Below are 17,294 nucleotides of genomic sequence, written 5' to 3'. Positions count from 1 at the left end.
TTGTAGGCCGCTCGTTTCAAGGCTTTGGTGAAAAGCGGCCTTCCGGCACGTTTTTTGGATAACTGTTAGCATTCTGTTAGCGTTGATTATAGCATCTGCCTTTGGGCAGGTGCTATTTTTGTGTCCATTTGGAAGGAGGAACTTTATCGTAACAGGCCAATCAGCCCCGTCCATCGTCCCCGCCCTTTGGGCGGTGTTTTTGCCGCCACAGAAACGGTACAAGTAAGGCGGCAAAAACGGCGGCGAAGCCCGGACTTCAGGCTGGGGCAAAGCCGCATACGGGGTCCCGGGGTGTCCCTGGGCGCACACCTTGCCGACGGCAAGGTATAGTGCGTTATACCGCCCCGACAACCGCACATGAAAATGCCCGGCCCGCCTTGTTGGGGCCGGGCGTTTTCGTGGGCGGGGAAACCGCCGCCGCACAGGCTGCCCGATCAGTACAGGCTTCCCTGCGGCGGGTTCCATTTGGCGGGGTGGTATGTGAAAAAAGGCTGGCGATGCTTGCCCAGCTATCTGCATCAGGGAGGAGTGAACACAGAGGGATAAAAGGGCGGCAGTGACCGAGTGTTCCGCGCTGTTTGGGATTCGGTCAAATGACGGACACGGGGCAATACCAGGACTCCCGGTTGTAAGGGATGAGTTCATCGCTCATGCAGAGGATAAGCCCCGGCTGAACATCCAGCTTGAACTGCTGCAGGACGCCGAAGTTTTTATCCGGCTTGGACGGCTCTTTGCTTTTTTTGATCTCGATGGGGTACATCTTATCCCCCTCGACGATCAGCAGGTCGATCTCCTTCTTGTCGATGTCGCGGTAGTAGAACAGGTCAACAGGCTTGCCTGCGTTGTAGTAGCTCTTGACAATCTCCGTCACTACATAGGTCTCAAAGAAGGCTCCGTCCATCGCACCATTCTCCAGCGTTTCCGCAGTGGGCCAGCGGCAGAGATAGGCGGCGAGGCCGGTGTCCATGAAGTACACCTTGGGCGTCTTGACCAGCCGTTTGGTGATGTTGGAGTAGTAAGGCCGCAGGATGAAGATGATGCCGGATCGCTCCAGAATGGACACCCAAGACTTGGCGGTGGGAGCGGACACGCCGATGGTGCTGGCGATCTCGTTGTACTTCAACTCCTGTCCGGTCCGTGCCGCCATATAGACGAGGAAATCGTAGAACTCGTTCAGCTTTCCCACCTGTGCCAGATCCTTGATGTCCCGCTCAATGTAGGTGTTGATGTAGTCCATATAGAAGCGGTCACGGTCGAGGTCTGTGGAGCGCAGCTTGGGCATACCGCCCAGGAAGATGTCCTCATACACCTCGTGGATGTTCTTGCGCTTGCAGTGCTTCAGCCGCTCCCGGATGGTTTTCAGGTCGGGATGGAACAGGTCGGCGGGACGCCCCTCGATCTCCGCCGTGGACAGGCTCGCCATATCGAAGATAGCGATGCGGCCAGCCAGAGACTCGGCAACATCCTGCATCATTTTGAACTTCTGTGAGCCGGTCAGCCAGAACATTCCGTTGTTGTCCTCACCGTCCAGCGCCTTTTGGTCAACAATCTTTTTCATCTCCAGCAGGATGGACGGGACTCGTTGGAACTCGTCAATGAGGAGCGGGTAGCCGTAGGTCTCAAAGAACAGCGCGGGGTCGGTGGAGGCCAGACGGCGGGCGTTGCCATCGTCCAGTGTGACATAGCGGCGCTCTGGCTCCCGGATGTGGTTGAGCATGGTGGACTTGCCCACCTGCCGCTGACCGCAGACCATGACCACCGGGTAGTATTGGGAGGCCTTGCGAATCTGCTCCTCCAAATGTCGCTCGATGTACAATCCAAACACCTCGTTTTGAGAAATCTAAAGTGTGATTTTATTTTACTCAAATCAGTCATAAAAATCAAGTCTTAAAAGCAATTTCCTATTTCATGATATCCAACTTACTGAAGAAAAATACCGCAAAACCGATGAAAGGAGTTTTGATTTATGTCATACGCAATCCTGAGATTTGAGAAGCGCAAGGGCGGCCCGGCCAGTGCCATCGAGAAGCACCATGAACGGCAGAAAGAGCATTACGGCAGCAATCCGGATATCGACCGGGAGCGCACCGAGCTCAACCACCATCTGATCCAGCCGCGCCTGCAATATTACGGCGAGATCCAGACCCGCATTGAAAAAGCCCAGAGAGAAAATCCACAGTACAAGGTGCGCAAGGACAGTGTTAAGTTCATTGACACCATCGTCACCGCTACACCGGAGTACCTTGCCAAGCTGCCGCCCGAGGAAGTGCGCCGCTATTTTGAACACGCTCTGGACTTTTTGAAGGCCGAGGTGGGCGAGGAAAACATTTTCTCCGCCGTGGTCCACATGGACGAGCGCAATCCTCATATGCACCTCTGCTTTGTGCCCCTGACCCGCGACAAACGGCTGTCGGCCAAGGAGATCATGGACGGGCGGGACAAGCTGGTGGAATGGCAGGACAAATTCCATGACCACATGGCGGCACAGTTCCCCGGCCTGGATCGGGGACAGGCCGCCGCAGTCACCAAGCGCAAGCACATCCCCACCTGGCTCTATAAGCAGGCTCACCGCCTGACTAAAGAAATGACCCGCATCCAGAAGGATATCGAGAAAATCGGCACCTTCAACGCCAATAAGCAGAAAAAAAGTCCTGAGTCAACTTCAGAAATGGTATCCGCAGGTCAATGCCTTCGAGACCAGGCTGCGTCCCTATGACGAGCAGCTAAAGCTGCTCCAGCAGAATGAGACCATCCTGCGGTATAACGAAACGCAGGCTCAGTGGGCGCTGCACGACCAGCGGCTGGAAAATCAGTCCCTTGCCTATGAGCTGCAGGAGTATCGGGATTTTATTGACTCTATCCCGCAGGAAATTTTCGAAGAGCTGAAGGCCCGCTACGAGATGAGCGAGCAACTTCAGCAACAGCAAGAAATGTAATAGGAGGATTTTACTATGACTTACGAAGAAATGTATCCTTGCCGTGCGCAGATCATCCGTACAAAGGCCGGGCGTGAGAACGCTCCGCTGGATGAGTACAGCTACCCCGCCGACAGCGGCGAGTTCACCGGCACACTGTCCTTCCGCTGCTGGCATCCGAACAAGAAGATGTTGCTGTGCTACTTTGACACCGATGACGGAGAGCAGTTCAAGCTGCCTGTTTGGTGGCAGAGCTGGGGCGTCAACTACGCACCCGCTGAGACACACATCAACTTTGTGGACGAGGTGGAGGACGGAACCTGCTGGCGCTGCGTCTACCAGAAGAAGGACAACGGGTACATCCGGTGGCGGCGTGCCGAGCCCATTGACTAAGCTTTACTCCTCTGCATCCTGACAGGCAGAACGAGCGCCCGGTCCAACTTTCTTGGATACCGGGCGCTCGCTTTTTTGTTTGTAATGATCCAGTTCGGCGGCCAGTTTGCAGGCCAGTTCAAAACCGCAGATGAAGCTGTCGATGGACAGCAGTTCGGCAGAGCGGTCCTTTGCATCAATGATCCGCAGCACCAGCTTGCGTTCCGGCTTGTCCAGCTTTTCGATGAGCTGCCAGTGGCAGGCTTCAATCTCCTGCTTTTCTGTTGTCAGGTCCAGCGGCTGGTAGAAGCTGTCGTATAGGGCTTTTAGTGTTTCGTTCATGTGTCTCGCCTCCTGTTAGCAAGACACAATAGCACAGAAGGTCAGGAAAATCCAGCAATTATTAGTTGTCCTCTAACATATTTTCAAGTGCGCATCTAAAGTTGTCTTGCCCTAAAAGGACCGTTCCATCTCGTAAATGATCAAAGAAAATATTGTAACTGTTAGGTGAGAGGAAATGAAAGATGTATCTTTCGGGGATATTTTCGTCTTCTAACCGTTTGTTTAATTCCGCAAAGTGTTGCACGGCGTACTTGTATTTTGCCTTGTTTTCCTCGCAATCATCGCCATCATCTTTTATCTCAATAACGAGATAGTACTGCATACCGTCTTTCTCAATTTTCAGGAAGAAATCCGGATTAAATTTGTCGTGATAGTATCGTCTTGATTTTGACTCGCCTGATCCATATCGGCATGTATATTCAATCTCGTAGAAACTTCTATCTCGAGATTTGATCCATGCAGACAGCAAGGCTGCGTTTTCGCGTTTACACAAAAGCTCAACAAACTTGCGTTCAGGTTTTGAGGCGGTCAATACTGTTGTAACGGGTGTTTTAAATAGACAGTAGTCTATTTCTTTCGATGCGGACCGTGGGAAGGATTCGTCATCCAAGACCTCGGAAACAATGTTTTTCTGTTCTTCATCGGTAATCTCTTGTTCCCAATTATTTGTCAAAAAGACAGTTCGGTCTTGTCTTAGCATAGCAACACTTGTTGATTGTTTGGCAAGTGTTGCTGTTTTTATATCAAAGACATCATTGGCGATGGCCCTCGATATAATTGTTTTTTTGTTTTTTCTTAAAAGTGGAGTAAAGGCAGATAGTATTTTATGAACGTTAGTTTCAATTACCTCTTCGCCATTATTACCACGTTTTTTCATCGAGAGTCTTATAATATTTTCAATTACGGTTCGCGGTGGTAAGGCATTCTGGGTATACTCATCTTCACCCAATTTTAACGTTTTCCCTTCCCACTCTCGTTGCTCAAACTCTTCGAATAATTTGTCAACAACTTCATCAATGGTCCATGTTATGTTTCTTATTGCGTAATTTCTTTCACGCGAGGCGCCCCCCATAATTGTCTCATAGGTGGTCCCTCGCTCAACGCTGATAGATTGAGATTCTAATACAATTCCCTCTGTCATCAGACGCGTGAAATCTACCGAACAGGAATCTGTAGGTTTATCAATAGTTGTTTGTTCCGTTGAATAGTTGATATTCTTTACGGAAAAATGATACTCACTTCGTGTGCCTTCTGAAATAATAACGCTATTCACACGAGTTTCGATTTCAAGGACTTCATCAACCAATCTTTTGATTTTGCTGCTCCAGGCCTTATGGTTGAATACTACTACTTTTGGCTGTGGAGATTTATACACTTCTGGAACTCGCAGACCTCGCCCTAAAACCTGAGCAATAAGCAGTTTGGAGTTAAACGCCCGATCTTCCCAAGGGACGATTTGGAATACATTTTTGACATCCCAGCCCTCGGTTAACATGGAGACAGAGATAATCCATTCTGTTTTGTCGGCCTTATCATCGACGAATTTTAGCCTGGATACATTAGGTTTGTGTTCTCTGGATGATGTCACAATGAGTACTTTTTCCTCGATATCCGCTTTCGGCTTATTTTCTTGCTTAACCAAAAAATCAACGAAATCATCGAATAATGCTTTGGCATGTCCGATATCTCGGGTAATTAAAATTGTTAGCGGTTTTACCAGAGGATATCGTTCGATATTATCTCTGTGGTTCTGGTATATTTTCTGAAATCTTTCGTTGTTGCCCTGGCTTTCATCTTCCTTAACATAGTCAATGTTTTTTACAATACGATCCTCTATGGCCTGTCGCAAAGAATACCGGTATAAAACATCCGGAAAATACTCGTCTTCAATGTACGCTGTTCCAGTGAAGCCCAACATATACTTAAAACCGTATTTGTCGTTAAGCAAAAATTGTTTCCATTTTTTAATAGAGGCATCGTTGTCAGAAGGTTTGTTGAAAATATGGTGTGCCTCATCGCATAGCACAAGTGTATCCTGCCCCCTGCCCTCAAAACTATCATCAATAGAAGAACCCGTGTTTTCATATACGGCGTGAATGTTTTCGATACAAAGGGCCCCTTCTGATACTGTTTCGTTGGCACTAACAATACTTGGGTTTTTGCACAAGGAGTTTTCTGGAATAAGTGCCTTTAGCCCTGAAGTGCCGCTTAGTTCCCTAAATTTATCTGTCAAGCCACTTTCGATGGTTAATGAGGGACAAAGAACCAAAACCCTTTTTACAATACCGAGACCAAGGGCGATTTGTGAAATTCCATACATTACATACGATTTTCCAGTACCCGTAGCCAAATCAATAGTTGCATATAATTTGTTCTTCATCTGCAGAGCTTTGGTAAATTCCTCTAATGAGGAATACTTATCTCGTAAGCATGTATTGAGAGAATAATTGTACTCCGCCAAATCTTTCAACGCTGTATATTGGCCGGATGCGAGATAAATAATAGCAGCTTCAATTGCCTCTTTCTGGTAGACACGATCTCCGCATAATCTATTGATATAGGGTTTCCATGCGCTTAAATCCAGCCTATTTGTATTGTATGCTCGGTTTATTTTCAAGACCAGCTCTGACTGCTTAAAGGTTTTTATCTCTTGCATAGCAGTACCTCCCTTACAGAGAAAAGCTTTCAGTTAAATCGTTTCCAAAGATATCTGTATATACGACCATGATCCTGTTCCCAACAGACGATTTGTCTAACTCAATTATTAGGGTTTCATTCTCACATTTAATCTCATCAGAGAAAAACACATCTGTCATAATAAACTCTTGTCCGTTGTAATTTCGATCCAAAAAAACAGCCGAAAGCAATTCAAACCCGCTCATTTTCTTTTCTTCTGTAGTTTTGCCGGAGCGTGGCTCCTCAGAGGAAAACATATGAATCTTGATTGTGACCTTATCGTCCCCTGCCGCTATGCTGCTTTGAACAATGGGCGTTCTGTTGAAGGAAAAGCCTATTGATTCATCTAATGCGTTTACATCATTTTTGGAACGAGGCTGTCTAAATTTTTTAAAATCTTTTTGGTGAAGTTCCTTTATAATTTGATACGGAATTTTCAAAAAGTAATATCGAGTTCCATTGATTTCCTCATAATCTGTAATAAAATCCACGCGAGTAGACGGAGAAACGATGTAAACTCTTCCACCGTTCAGTCGATTTTTGATATGAGTACTGATATCTGCGATGAATGAGTCATCTACATTTGAGTCTTCATAGAGATTATAATTGAAGATAACCACGGGAAAATCGTCTTTCTTCCCGTCAAAAGAGTAACCCCCAATTTTGTGACTTTTTAAGTCAATATTAAATAAGCCGGAAACAAATTCTTTGTATTTATTGAATTCCAAATCTAAAGCAGCCTTTAAATCATATGCTCCCAGTGAGCAGGTGATAAAGCTTTTGGATCTTTGGTTGTATTTTTTGTTTTTTAGGGTCAGGGACTTTGATTTATGTATTTCAAGCATGCGCTTTTGGCATGTGAAGTGGGAAAGCTTTCCAATGTCACAGATTATCCATTTGCGCCCCAATTTTTCAGCAACTGCTGCGACTGTCCCAGAGCCAGCAAAACAATCCATTACGATATCGCCCTCATTCGACGCAGCAAGTATTATCCGTTTAATCAGTTCCTCGGGCTTTTGGGTGGGATAATCGATGAATTCGGAACTGTTCTTTTTGGTTGTTGAACTTTGGCCAATGTCCCAAACATCATCTGCTTTTTTCTCTGTAAACTCTTCATAAATCAGTTTTCCGCTCTCATCACGAGCCGAAACGAGTTTCTTTTCTTCTGCTGACCAAATGCGCTTATCACGTCGAGTTGCTTTTGCCAACGGAATCAAGACTTTGTTCGCTGTATAATGTGACGATTTCGCATACCAAAAGATTACATTATGATTATTGGCAAAACCTTTTACGTTTCCTTGGAAATTGTCCGGATAGTGCCAAACTATTTCATTCACAAAGTTCGATTCACCAAACACTTCGTCGAGAATTACTTTAATATAATGCGCCTTTTTCCAGTCCAAATGAACAAAAATACAACCGTCATCAGACAGGACTTCTCGAATGAGTATCAAACGTTTGCGAATATACTCGATAAATTCAGATCCTTTTTTCTTGTCGGTGTAGGCTTTAGCGCCTTCTTTACTTTGAAAATCGTCAGATGTAGCAAAGGGTGGATCAATGTAGACCAGTTTTATTTTACCCTTTACTTTTTTAGAAATAATGGGGTCCTCATCTTTATAAATCGTTTTTAGAAATTGTAGATTGTCGCCAAATACCATTAGGTTATGCCAGCCATCGTTGTATGCTGGATGATTTGTTCCACCAAAAATCTTTTCTACCTGTAATGGCACCGGAAAAGAACCATCGTCATCTGCCAGCAAGTCTTCTTTGCGCATTTTTCCTGCATATGCAAGTTCATATTCTTTGTGTTCTACGGGAAAAAGCTTATATTTGAAATCTGTTGGTACTTTTTCTCCCTTTTCTAATAAATCTATCAAATAATCCTTTTCGGCCTTGCTTAACACATCAAATACCCCTTTTCTTAAGAATGGTTGGGTTTCAGAAAGTCAAATAGAATTTAAAAATCACGATTTAGCTATTTGAGGCTTCTTTTCTCCGGAACACTTTCACATTGTAATAATTTCTGCACCGCGCCCCGCAGAATTCGCTCTTGGCGTGGGTGTTGTAATACACCCTGCCGCAGTTCTTGCAGACCTTCAGCGGTGTGCCGGGGTTTGTGACCATTGCGGCATAGGCAAAGCGCAGGACGGAGTCCATACTGCGCACATCCCATACGAGTTGTGGCATCCGACCGCTTGTCAGTCGATAGTTGAGAAAACCAGACAGATCCAGTACCTTTGGATTTGCTATCACATCCAGTTCCCCACGAGTGCTTTGGAAGTGCTGGTGGAGCTGCATCAACCTGGTCTGGAAGTCGTCAATATCCTCACCGTACTCCGGCCCGTTTAACGGGCGGAAACACGGGGGCACATCGTTGTCAACAGGAATCATGGGGCCACACTCGGCATCTCCGCCCAAAAGCCCGTGACGGGCTGCAAAAGCGGCACACAGGCGTTCTTTATCGGGGCCCCCCAGTCTAAGACGGCGGCCTAACTCCAAAGCATCGGCCACCAGTGCTTCCGGCTGTTCCGCGCAGTTATAGGTCAGAGAGGTCGCCCCTGGCACCGGCACCAAGTAATGTCGTTTATGGCTCTGGACAACTTCGTAGTCGGACCAGCGTGTCCACATCACATTTAGATTGGGAAACATGGTTTTTAAGTCCATGGTCAAGCCTCCAGTGTAATTCATGTAATCATAATATCATCTTTCAGTCCGAACTGCAACGCAGTCCGGACTTATTTTTCGATGCCTATCGCGCGGCGTATTGCATCCAGAGCCTTTTGCCGATGCTTGGTGATGTTCCGGGTCGAACACCTGGCCTCCTTTGCCAGATTCTCTGCCGGGAAGCGGTGAACGATGTTATCCAGCAATACTTTCTTCTGCACCGGAGTCAGTTCCCGAATTGCGGCACTGATGGTCCCGTCTTCGACCAGATGGTGCAGATCATCCGGGTTTTGAGAGAAGATGATGTCGATCCAATCATTTGCTCTGCATAATTTCAGCAGCAGATTTCCACAGAAGTATTCGCCTTCCTTGGCCTTGCGGTCAAGGAGTGTCAGGTCTGTACCGTCCCGATGGGTTTTGTGCCGCCGCTCGTTATTGGCATCGAAGCGGTCCAACTCGGCCAATACTTTGTCCCAATCACCTGCTGCCGCCAACCGTTCCAGTTTTGCATCTAATTTTGCTTCCCGCATATCTGCCTCGGTCAAAAAATTTTTCTTCGCCATGGTTCCGTTTCTGCCCTCCTAACCGTCTATAATATAGACCGTCCGTAATTGATGTAATCACAATATATAATTACATTTAAAATGTCAAGAGGCGCAGGAGGTGAGAACAATATGAGCAGAGAGGAAAAGAGACTGAGCAGGTATCGGGCCATGTTCCGGGATTACCCGGATGCGCTGACGCCGGGTGAGGTCCAGAAAATGCTGGGCATCGGGTCCCGGCTGACCTACCGGCTGCTGCAGAGCGGCCAGATTCCCAGCGTGCGTATGGGGTGGCTGTATCGTGTGCCGAAGGTAGCGATCATCGACTACCTCTGTGCGAATGAAAGCGCCGAAAAGACTTGAAAAAAGCGCCGTTCCAAGGTAACATCACACGACCTTGAAACGGCGCGGGTTGGGTACAGGTTGTACCCTACCTGACCAAACTAACCTTTTTTGAGAGGAGGAACGAATATGAAATACAGAGAGATCACCGGAAGTCTGATTGAGCGCAACGGCAAATATACCGCCGTTCTAAATCTGTACGATGTGTCGGGAAAGCGCAGGCAGAAATCCATTGCCCTGGGTATTCCGGTCAAAGGCAATACGCGCAGGGCGCTGGCTCAGCTGGAGGAACTGAAGCGGGAATACGCCGGGGCGGCTGGATTGCTCCGAAACGGAAAGCGGGAGTCACCGCTCTTTGCTGATTTTCTGAAGGACTGGTTGAAAATCACTGCACCGACCATTGAACGGAGTACTTATCAGGGATACGAGAGTATGATTGGCGCACGGCTGGAGCCGTTCTTCCGGGAACGGAAGCTGCGGCTGTACGATGTTGAGCCGAAGCACATCCGGGAGCTGCACCAGTCCATCTTTGACGATGGCTGCAACGCCAACACCGTGATTCATTACCACGCCGTGGTGCGTAAGGCTTTGCAGTATGCAGTGAAGAACGAACTGATCACAGAGAATGTGGCTGACAAAGTAGACCGGCCCAAGAAGGGCAAGTATCTGGCTGCTTTTTACTCCAAGGAGGAACTGGCCGCCTTGTTCGAGGCCACGCGGAACGACTCCATGTCGGTGGTCATTCAGCTTGCAGCCTACTACGGTCTGCGGCGCAGTGAGGTGCTGGGCATCCGGTGGAGCGCCATAGACTTTGACCGGGGCACCATTTCCATCAACCACAAGGTCACCGACGGCAAAGAAAACGGCGAGTACAGGATCTTCACCGAGGACAAGCTGAAAACCAAATCCAGCTTTCGCACGCTGCCGCTGATCCCTGCCGTGCGGGAACTCTTGCGGGAGCAGAGGGAAAAGCAGGAACGGTATCAGGCGCTGTTCAAAAAATCTTACTGTCAGGAATACCTCGATTATGTATGTGTGGACGAGATGGGTAAGCTTTTTCGTCCCAACTATGTCACCGACCACTTCAAGCTGCTTTTACAGCAGAACGGTCTGCGGCCCATTCGTTTTCATGATTTGCGGCATTCCTGCGCCAGCCTTTTGCTCAGTCAGGGAATCGCCATGAAGCAGATTCAGGATTGGCTGGGCCACTCTACCTTCGCCACCACCGCCGACATTTATTCCCATCTGGATTTTAATTCCAAACAGGAGTCGGCGGACGCTATCGCGGCGGCTTTCATGCCCGAGGAAATGGCAGAGGAAGAGCAAACTCAGGATTTCGGCATGACCATGAGTATGTGAGGTGGCCATGGACTACGGGTATTTGCGGGAGCAGTATCCCGCCGTGATCTCCAAAGATCAGCTTTACCGCATCTGTCACATCAGCAAACGCAAGGCGCTCTGGCTGCTGGAGCATGGCGTGATCCCCTGTGAAGACTCTGGCAAGCAGACCCGCCGCTTTCAGATACAGTTGGAGGATGTGATCACTTTTCTGGAGCGGCGGGATGCCGGAGAGTTGGACGGTATGCTGCCGGTGGGATACTTTTCCAGCGGCAGACATTCCGAGCGGGAGGCACGGGTATATCTGGACTGTCATGAGCTGCGGGACCTAATTTTGGACCGGTGGACGGATACGCCGGATATGCTGACGGTCAAGCAGGCCACAGCCCTGTGCGGTTACAGCATCAACGCCATTAACCGCTGGATGAAGAAGGGCGTGGTAGAGGGTGTGAACTACTACGGCACCAACCTGTTTTCTAAGGAATCGCTGGCGGAGCACCTGGCCTCTCATGCCGGACAGGACATCTCGGTCAAGTCGGAAATTCACCGGAATCTGCTGGATAAAATGTGGACAGAGCAACAAAACAGCGGCATGCCGCTGTAAAAGTTCAGAAAAGCAAAAGAAAAGCCCTGAAAACAGCCGTTTTCAGGGCTTTGGCGGAGATGGAGAGATTTGAACTCTCGCGGGTTTTAACACCCCTACCGCTTTTCGAGAGCGGACCCTTCAACCACTTGGGTACATCTCCATGTATGTTCAGCCGGTTTTCCGGCGAGACATCCGATATTCGATTGTTTGGACAACTGTTAGCATTTTGTTAGCGTTGGCCCGAAAAAATCCTCCGGGCAAATCCCGCAAAGCCTTGATATATGCGGATTTGCGGGAACGGAGTGGAGAAGTGACCGTGGGGATTTCGAGTCCGCTGCGTCTAACAGTTTTATAAAAGTCAATTTTAAAAGCGAACATACACAGATTGTAAAGGAGAGTGCGCCTGGCCGTGCTCCCTTGACTTTATCTATTGGGAGGAGAAAAGATGGTTGCAGGACACTTGCAGCAGAAAAAAGGCTATTGGTACATGGTACTCAATTTGCATGACCAGGCCGGGAGACGAAAGACGAAGTGGATTGCCACCCATCTCCCGGTACCGGGCAATCAAAAGCGGGCGGAGGAACTGCTCTTTCAGACCCGGCATCAATACGCGGATTCCAAGGGGGAAAGTGGGCTGCCGTTTGCGGACTATATGCTCCAGTGGCTGGGGACCATGAAAGCAAAAGTATCCCCCACCACCTATACCAGCTATCGAAATCTGGTGGAAAACAGCATCTGCCCTTACTTTTGGGAGAGGCGTATCACACTGGCCGGGCTTCGCGCGTCAGATGTCCAGAGATACTACGACGATCTCCTTGCGTCCGGGGTATCGGGCAATACGATTCTCCACCATCACGCCAATATCCACAAGGCACTGAAAGACGCGGTGCGGCTGGACCTGGTGGACCGGAACGTAGCCGATATTGTGGAGCGGCCAAAGAAAGTACCTTATATCCCGCGGTACTACTCACTGGAGGAGGCAAATGAACTGCTGGACAAGCTCCGGGGGCACTGGCTCTGGCTGCCCGTGATGCTGTGCCTGTTCTACGGCCTGCGCCGCAGCGAGGTGCTGGGGATTCAATGGCGGAGCATTGATTTCTCCGTGGGCACCATTCAGATCCAGCATACCAGGGTCTATCAGGAGGTGGATGACCGAAAGGTCTCCGTGGGGAGAGACACCATGAAGCAGAAAGCCAGCTGCCGCACACTTCCCATGCCGGAGGAGATCGCCGCCATTTTGCAGGAGGAAAGACGAAACCGCTATGGGGAGGAAACTCCGCCGCCGGAGAACTACCTCTGCCTGAATCCGGAGGGAGAGCCCATCGCGTCCAACTACCTCAGCCAAAGCTTCAAACAGTTTCTCCGGGATCACGGCCTGCGGGAGATCCGCCTGCATGACCTCCGGCACACCTGTGCCTCCCTCCTGATCCAGAGGCGGACGCCTCTGATTGAAGTGCAGCAATGGCTGGGACACAGTACGCTGTCCACGACGGCAGACCTGTATGCCCACCTGGAATATGAAACAAAACTGGCCAGCGCACAGACGCTGAAAAAAATTTAGCTGGAGGAATATGCCATGACGATTCAAGGGATTTTGAAAAACCTGTCGGCGGAGGATCTGGAACTCACCAAACAGTATTACAAGAGCATCCAACCCTTTGCGGTCCAGCCCAGCGATACCTGTGAATTTGATGCGGAGTTCCCCGCCGAAGACGGGGAGCGCATCATCGCGGAGATCACATTGGACGAAAACGCAGAGATAGAGGATCTGTACTGCACCTGCCGCGCCGGCGGTCTCTGCGTCCATCTGGCGGCGATGATGTGCGATATGGAGGAACGTAAGACGGTGTTCTTCTCCGGGCGTATGCAGGAGTAAGATGCCAAAAGAAGCTATAAGTCAAGAAAAATATAAAAGCGACATATTTTTCTTGACTTAACTGCAAATTAAAGATATGCTGTACTCGTGAGGTGAGGAATGTGAAGCGCAAGATCGAGGAACAGCTGATTGCCTGGAAACAAAAGACTGCCGACCGCCTGCCGCTGATTGTCAACGGCGCCCGTCAGGTGGGAAAGACCTATATCCTCCGCAAATTCGGAGAGGAGCAGTTCCAGAATGTCGTCTATATCAATCTGGAAACCAATCTGACGATTGCGTCTTACTTCAATGAGAATATCCAGCCGGAGCGACTGCTGCGGTATCTGGAGGCGTCCACTGGGGAGCGCATCATTCCGGGAGAGACGCTGATCATTTTCGATGAGATCCAATCCTGCGAGCGCGCGCTGACCTCCCTGAAGTATTTCTGCGAGGAGACGCCGGAGTTCCATATCGCGGCGGCGGGGAGCCTGCTTGGGGTGGCGATCAACCGTCAGCATTACTCTTTTCCGGTAGGTAAAGTGGAGACCATTACCCTCTATCCGCTGGATTTCGAGGAATATCTCTGGGCCAGGGGAAAGGAACTCCTCAGCGAGGAGATTCGCGCAGCCTATGACGCCATGGAGCCGCTGCCAGATGCCCTGCACCAAGAGGCTGTCGAGCTGTATCGGGAGTATCTGATCATCGGCGGGATGCCCGCCTGCATCAATGTCTTTTTGAAAAGCGGCAGCTTTCTGGATGTTCCGCTGGTACAAAATGAGATCCTGGATAACTATATCGCGGACATGGCAAAGTATGCAAGCAATACGGACAGTGTAAAGATCCGGGCCTGCTATAACTCCATCCCGGCACAGCTAGCCAAGGACAACAAGAAGTTCCAATACAAGGTGGTGCAGAAGGGCGGCAGCGCCACGCTGTTCGGGGCCTCTATCGAGTGGCTGAACCTAGCGGGCGTGGTGCTAAAATGCCAGCGCATCAACCAGGCCTTTGAACCCATCGCTGTCTATGCCGATCTCTCTGCCTTCAAGCTCTACATGGGCGACGTGGGACTGCTGACGATGAAATCCGGCATCTCCCAGCAGACGGTCCTCTCCGGCGAGGGGAATACCTTTGTGGGGGCACTTACCGAGAACTATGTGGCCCAGCAGCTGGCCGCCAAGGGCTATGACCTCTACTACTGGGAGAGCAGCAGTACCGCAGAACTGGATTTTGTGCTGCAAAAGGGCAACCAAATCATCGGTATCGAGGTCAAAAAAGGGGAGCACGTTCGCTCCCGCAGCCTCAGCGTCTTTGTGAGCAACTATAAGCCTGCCTACTCCATCCGGCTGTCGTTGAAGAATTTCGGGGAGAAGGATGGGTTGAAGTCGGTACCATTATATGCTATATTTTGTATTTAAAGAGGGCGTAGTATTTTTCATTTGTTAGTTTTTGCTTTGTCAACATAAACTAATTACTGATTAATTGCTATGTGTTTCGCGATAGTTTAGAAGATATGGTCATGAGTTTCACTAGAGAAACAAGAGACCATTAACTTAATATTTTTAGGATATGACATCCCTCTTAAAAAACAGGAACGGAGAAAATAATATGGCAAATGATTATCTGCCACAAATTGATTGTGAAAAGGTAATAACTGATGTTGCGACATCATTAATTAAAGATGCAACAGGTTCCGCATGGGACAAAATTAAATCTTTTTTTAAGGATTTGGATGTAAAAGATCAGATTCGGTATGGTAGTGCATATAATGAGTATCTTACCAATGTGCAGGCTAAGTATGGAAAGATTAAGACACTCATATATAGACATATTCCTAAAGACCTATATTCTTTTTATGAATGTATAGGTGTAAAATATTCTGGAAAAATTGTAAGTACATCTTCAGTTAATAATTTGCTATCTATCGGACATAAAATTATAATAACAGGTACTGGTGGAATAGGTAAATCAATCCTTTTTAAGCATCTGCTGTTGAATTCGGTGAAAGAAACAAATTTTATTCCTGTACTTATAGAACTTAGAAGTTTTAATTCTCTAGATACAAAAGAGATTTCTATGCACGATGCTATATACAAGATCCTAACAAGTAATGGGTTTTGCCTTGATGAAAAATATTACGATTATAGTTTATCAGAAGGGGGGTATTTGGTCCTGTTAGATGGCTTTGATGAGATTAATCGTGACCGTGTTAACAAAGTTACTTCTGAAGTAAAAAATTTTTGTTCAAAATATAATAAAAATCATTTTATTATTTCTTCCAGGCCTACAGATGCTTTTATCGGTTGGAATGATTTTTCTGAAATGTCCGCTTGCGCGCTGACAAAAGAGCAAGCATTAAATTTAATTAAAAAAATTGATTATTCTGAACCTGCAAAGAGCACATTTTATCAAGAATTGGATAATAATCTATATGATAAATACAAGTCTTTTGCATCAAATCCTTTGCTCCTCACGATAATGCTTTTAACATTTAGCAATCATGCATCTATTCCAGCGAAATTGAACGATTTTTATGAGGCAGCTTTTTCTACACTATTTAATATGCATGATGCTACAAAAGATTGTTATGTCAGAGATACCAGAACAAATCTTGGTATTGACGAATTCAAGACAATCTTCTCATATATATGTTTTAAATCATATTTTTGCGCAGAATATGAGTTTACTGAGAGCGAATTACGCCATTATATACAGATGGCAAAAGAAAAGTTCTCTTCACATTCGTTCTTGGTAGATGATTTTTTGGATGACTTGGTTTCATCTGTTTGTATGCTATTTAAAGATGGACTAAATTATCGGTTTTCTCATAGATCTTTTCAAGAATATTTTGCTGCATGGTATACCTGCAAACTGACAGATGAGGCACAATACAAATTATTAACTAGTTGGATGACAGAATCTAATTCCGTTATAACGGATGAGTATTTGACTATGCTTTTTAATCTTCAGCCAGAAAAGGTAAACAAAGTTATACTATGCCCGGGTATAAAAGATATAAAGCATATGTATGAAATTTGCGGATATTCTAAGGAATTACTTGAGCAATTATTTGATAATATATCAATACGACGCACAAGAAAGTCAGATGGCACTATTCGGTATCATTTATCATTGCTTATTAAAGATAGGTATTTGTGTAATATTATTCGTATGACGTGTAAATTAAATTGTTATAGCTATCAGACAGCGGTGTCTCATGAAGAACTGGAGCAAGAGCTAGCTACGCGGTTAGTAAAATATCTAAAAAAGTCTAACCGAAAAATTGATGAATGTCCGATAAGTACTGCATTTGAACTAGTGAATCCTAAAGAACTTTTAGATGTTTTAAAGTGGTTTGAATCGCAACTTTTGTTCTCCTTATCTATTTTGGAAAAGAACTCCGATACTTCAATTAATCGAAAGAGAAAACTTTCTTCGATTATCGAGGAATTGTAATGCGTTCATTTATGCAAATGAGCAGAGCAAATGTGATGGTCACATTTGCTCTGCTCATTATTTGGAGTGCATAGCATATGTTTTAGGGGAGGCGATTTTATGCAAAATGCAACCTTGATCCTAACCGAGCAGCGCCAATCCAACGACGAGTCCCTGATCAGCACCCTCATCCAACAAGCCATCACCGCTTGGCTCACAAAAGAACT

15 protein-coding genes and 1 tRNA gene are annotated in these 17,294 nt (G+C 47.2%); 9 read left to right on the top strand and 7 right to left on the bottom strand.

From position 1 onward, the window contains the following. Positions 1-589: 589 nt before the first annotated feature. A complete protein-coding gene (locus tag BN1969_RS07275; RefSeq protein ID WP_242850293.1) occupies positions 590-1,825 on the bottom strand; it encodes an ATP-binding protein in 1,236 nt (411 codons plus the stop codon). 141 nt (positions 1,826-1,966) lie between these two features. Between BN1969_RS07275 and mobV the strand changes: the two genes are divergently transcribed. Continuing rightward, entirely contained in the window at positions 1,967-2,716 is a 750-nt protein-coding gene (mobV, locus tag BN1969_RS07270) for a MobV family relaxase (protein ID WP_050623693.1), read from the top strand. A gap of 235 nt (positions 2,717-2,951) precedes the next feature. Then, on the top strand, positions 2,952-3,308 hold the full coding sequence (locus tag BN1969_RS07260) for a hypothetical protein (RefSeq protein ID WP_050623691.1): 357 nt from the start codon (positions 2,952-2,954) through the stop codon (positions 3,306-3,308). Positions 3,309-3,311: 3 nt separating this feature from the next. On the opposite strand, the gene BN1969_RS07255 is transcribed toward BN1969_RS07260, so the two are convergent. The 5 genes from BN1969_RS07255 to BN1969_RS07235 form a co-directional block, all read right to left on the bottom strand. Next, on the bottom strand, positions 3,312-3,629 hold the full coding sequence (locus tag BN1969_RS07255) for a DUF6809 family protein (RefSeq protein ID WP_050623690.1): 318 nt from the start codon (positions 3,627-3,629) through the stop codon (positions 3,312-3,314). Between the two features lie 61 nt (positions 3,630-3,690). Beyond that, positions 3,691-6,285 (bottom strand): DEAD/DEAH box helicase, encoded by a 2,595-nt coding sequence (locus BN1969_RS07250; protein WP_050623689.1) that lies wholly within the window; start codon positions 6,283-6,285, stop codon positions 3,691-3,693. 13 nt (positions 6,286-6,298) lie between these two features. Next, positions 6,299-8,212 (bottom strand): site-specific DNA-methyltransferase, encoded by a 1,914-nt coding sequence (locus tag BN1969_RS07245; RefSeq protein ID WP_050623688.1) that lies wholly within the window; start codon positions 8,210-8,212, stop codon positions 6,299-6,301. A gap of 67 nt (positions 8,213-8,279) precedes the next feature. Continuing rightward, positions 8,280-8,972 carry a hypothetical protein gene (locus tag BN1969_RS07240; protein WP_050623687.1) on the bottom strand — a complete coding sequence of 231 codons (693 nt, stop codon included), beginning with the start codon at positions 8,970-8,972 and terminating at the stop codon, positions 8,280-8,282. Between the two features lie 71 nt (positions 8,973-9,043). After that, on the bottom strand, positions 9,044-9,535 hold the full coding sequence (locus BN1969_RS07235) for a hypothetical protein (RefSeq protein WP_050623686.1): 492 nt from the start codon (positions 9,533-9,535) through the stop codon (positions 9,044-9,046). Positions 9,536-9,646: 111 nt separating this feature from the next. Between BN1969_RS07235 and BN1969_RS07230 the strand changes: the two genes are divergently transcribed. The 3 genes from BN1969_RS07230 to BN1969_RS07220 all read left to right on the top strand — a co-directional run bounded on the left by BN1969_RS07230 (position 9,647) and on the right by BN1969_RS07220 (position 11,798). Beyond that, complete coding sequence (locus tag BN1969_RS07230; protein ID WP_050623685.1) at positions 9,647-9,877, top strand: helix-turn-helix domain-containing protein; 231 nt, start codon at positions 9,647-9,649, stop codon at positions 9,875-9,877. A 108-nt stretch (positions 9,878-9,985) separates the two neighbouring features. Further along, positions 9,986-11,215 carry a tyrosine-type recombinase/integrase gene (locus BN1969_RS07225; protein ID WP_082203535.1) on the top strand — a complete coding sequence of 410 codons (1,230 nt, stop codon included), beginning with the start codon at positions 9,986-9,988 and terminating at the stop codon, positions 11,213-11,215. 7 nt (positions 11,216-11,222) lie between these two features. Further along, positions 11,223-11,798 (top strand): helix-turn-helix domain-containing protein, encoded by a 576-nt coding sequence (locus BN1969_RS07220; RefSeq protein ID WP_147577032.1) that lies wholly within the window; start codon positions 11,223-11,225, stop codon positions 11,796-11,798. Between the two features lie 51 nt (positions 11,799-11,849). Here the strand turns inward: BN1969_RS07220 and BN1969_RS07215 are convergent. Beyond that, a tRNA-Ser gene (locus tag BN1969_RS07215) sits at positions 11,850-11,940 on the bottom strand. A gap of 285 nt (positions 11,941-12,225) precedes the next feature. On the opposite strand from BN1969_RS07215, the gene BN1969_RS07210 reads away from it, so the two are divergent. The 4 genes from BN1969_RS07210 to BN1969_RS17885 all read left to right on the top strand — a co-directional run bounded on the left by BN1969_RS07210 (position 12,226) and on the right by BN1969_RS17885 (position 17,088). After that, positions 12,226-13,341, top strand: a complete 1,116-nt coding sequence (locus tag BN1969_RS07210; RefSeq protein ID WP_050623683.1) for a tyrosine-type recombinase/integrase — start codon at positions 12,226-12,228, stop codon at positions 13,339-13,341. Between the two features lie 15 nt (positions 13,342-13,356). Continuing rightward, a complete protein-coding gene (locus tag BN1969_RS07205; protein WP_050623682.1) occupies positions 13,357-13,656 on the top strand; it encodes an SWIM zinc finger family protein in 300 nt (99 codons plus the stop codon). Positions 13,657-13,757: 101 nt separating this feature from the next. Beyond that, positions 13,758-15,050 (top strand): ATP-binding protein, encoded by a 1,293-nt coding sequence (locus BN1969_RS07200; protein WP_050623681.1) that lies wholly within the window; start codon positions 13,758-13,760, stop codon positions 15,048-15,050. A 190-nt stretch (positions 15,051-15,240) separates the two neighbouring features. Next, complete coding sequence (locus BN1969_RS17885) at positions 15,241-17,088, top strand: NACHT domain-containing protein (protein WP_147577028.1); 1,848 nt, start codon at positions 15,241-15,243, stop codon at positions 17,086-17,088. The last annotated feature ends 206 nt before the right edge of the window (positions 17,089-17,294 follow it).

Origin of the sequence: Clostridium phoceensis, assembly GCF_001244495.1 — a bacterium.
GTDB classification, from domain to species: Bacteria; Bacillota; Clostridia; order Oscillospirales; family Oscillospiraceae; genus Lawsonibacter; species Lawsonibacter asaccharolyticus.
Note: the sequence above shows the minus strand (reverse complement) of the source record. Positions and strands in the feature narration are given on the sequence as shown.

Bases quoted from the DNA above. Each gene is read 5' to 3' on its own strand.
- mobV (WP_050623693.1), top strand. From the start codon at position 1,967: ATGTCATACGCAATCCTGAGATTTGAGAAGCGCAAGGGCGGCCCGGCC.
- BN1969_RS07260 (WP_050623691.1), top strand. From the start codon at position 2,952: ATGACTTACGAAGAAATGTATCCTTGCCGTGCGCAGATCATCCGTACA.
- BN1969_RS07255 (WP_050623690.1), bottom strand. From the start codon at position 3,629: ATGAACGAAACACTAAAAGCCCTATACGACAGCTTCTACCAGCCGCTG.
- BN1969_RS07250 (WP_050623689.1), bottom strand. From the start codon at position 6,285: ATGCAAGAGATAAAAACCTTTAAGCAGTCAGAGCTGGTCTTGAAAATA.
- BN1969_RS07240 (WP_050623687.1), bottom strand. From the start codon at position 8,972: ATGGACTTAAAAACCATGTTTCCCAATCTAAATGTGATGTGGACACGC.
- BN1969_RS07235 (WP_050623686.1), bottom strand. From the start codon at position 9,535: ATGGCGAAGAAAAATTTTTTGACCGAGGCAGATATGCGGGAAGCAAAA.
- BN1969_RS07230 (WP_050623685.1), top strand. From the start codon at position 9,647: ATGAGCAGAGAGGAAAAGAGACTGAGCAGGTATCGGGCCATGTTCCGG.
- BN1969_RS07225 (WP_082203535.1), top strand. From the start codon at position 9,986: ATGAAATACAGAGAGATCACCGGAAGTCTGATTGAGCGCAACGGCAAA.
- BN1969_RS07220 (WP_147577032.1), top strand. From the start codon at position 11,223: ATGGACTACGGGTATTTGCGGGAGCAGTATCCCGCCGTGATCTCCAAA.
- BN1969_RS07210 (WP_050623683.1), top strand. From the start codon at position 12,226: ATGGTTGCAGGACACTTGCAGCAGAAAAAAGGCTATTGGTACATGGTA.
- BN1969_RS07205 (WP_050623682.1), top strand. From the start codon at position 13,357: ATGACGATTCAAGGGATTTTGAAAAACCTGTCGGCGGAGGATCTGGAA.
- BN1969_RS17885 (WP_147577028.1), top strand. From the start codon at position 15,241: ATGGCAAATGATTATCTGCCACAAATTGATTGTGAAAAGGTAATAACT.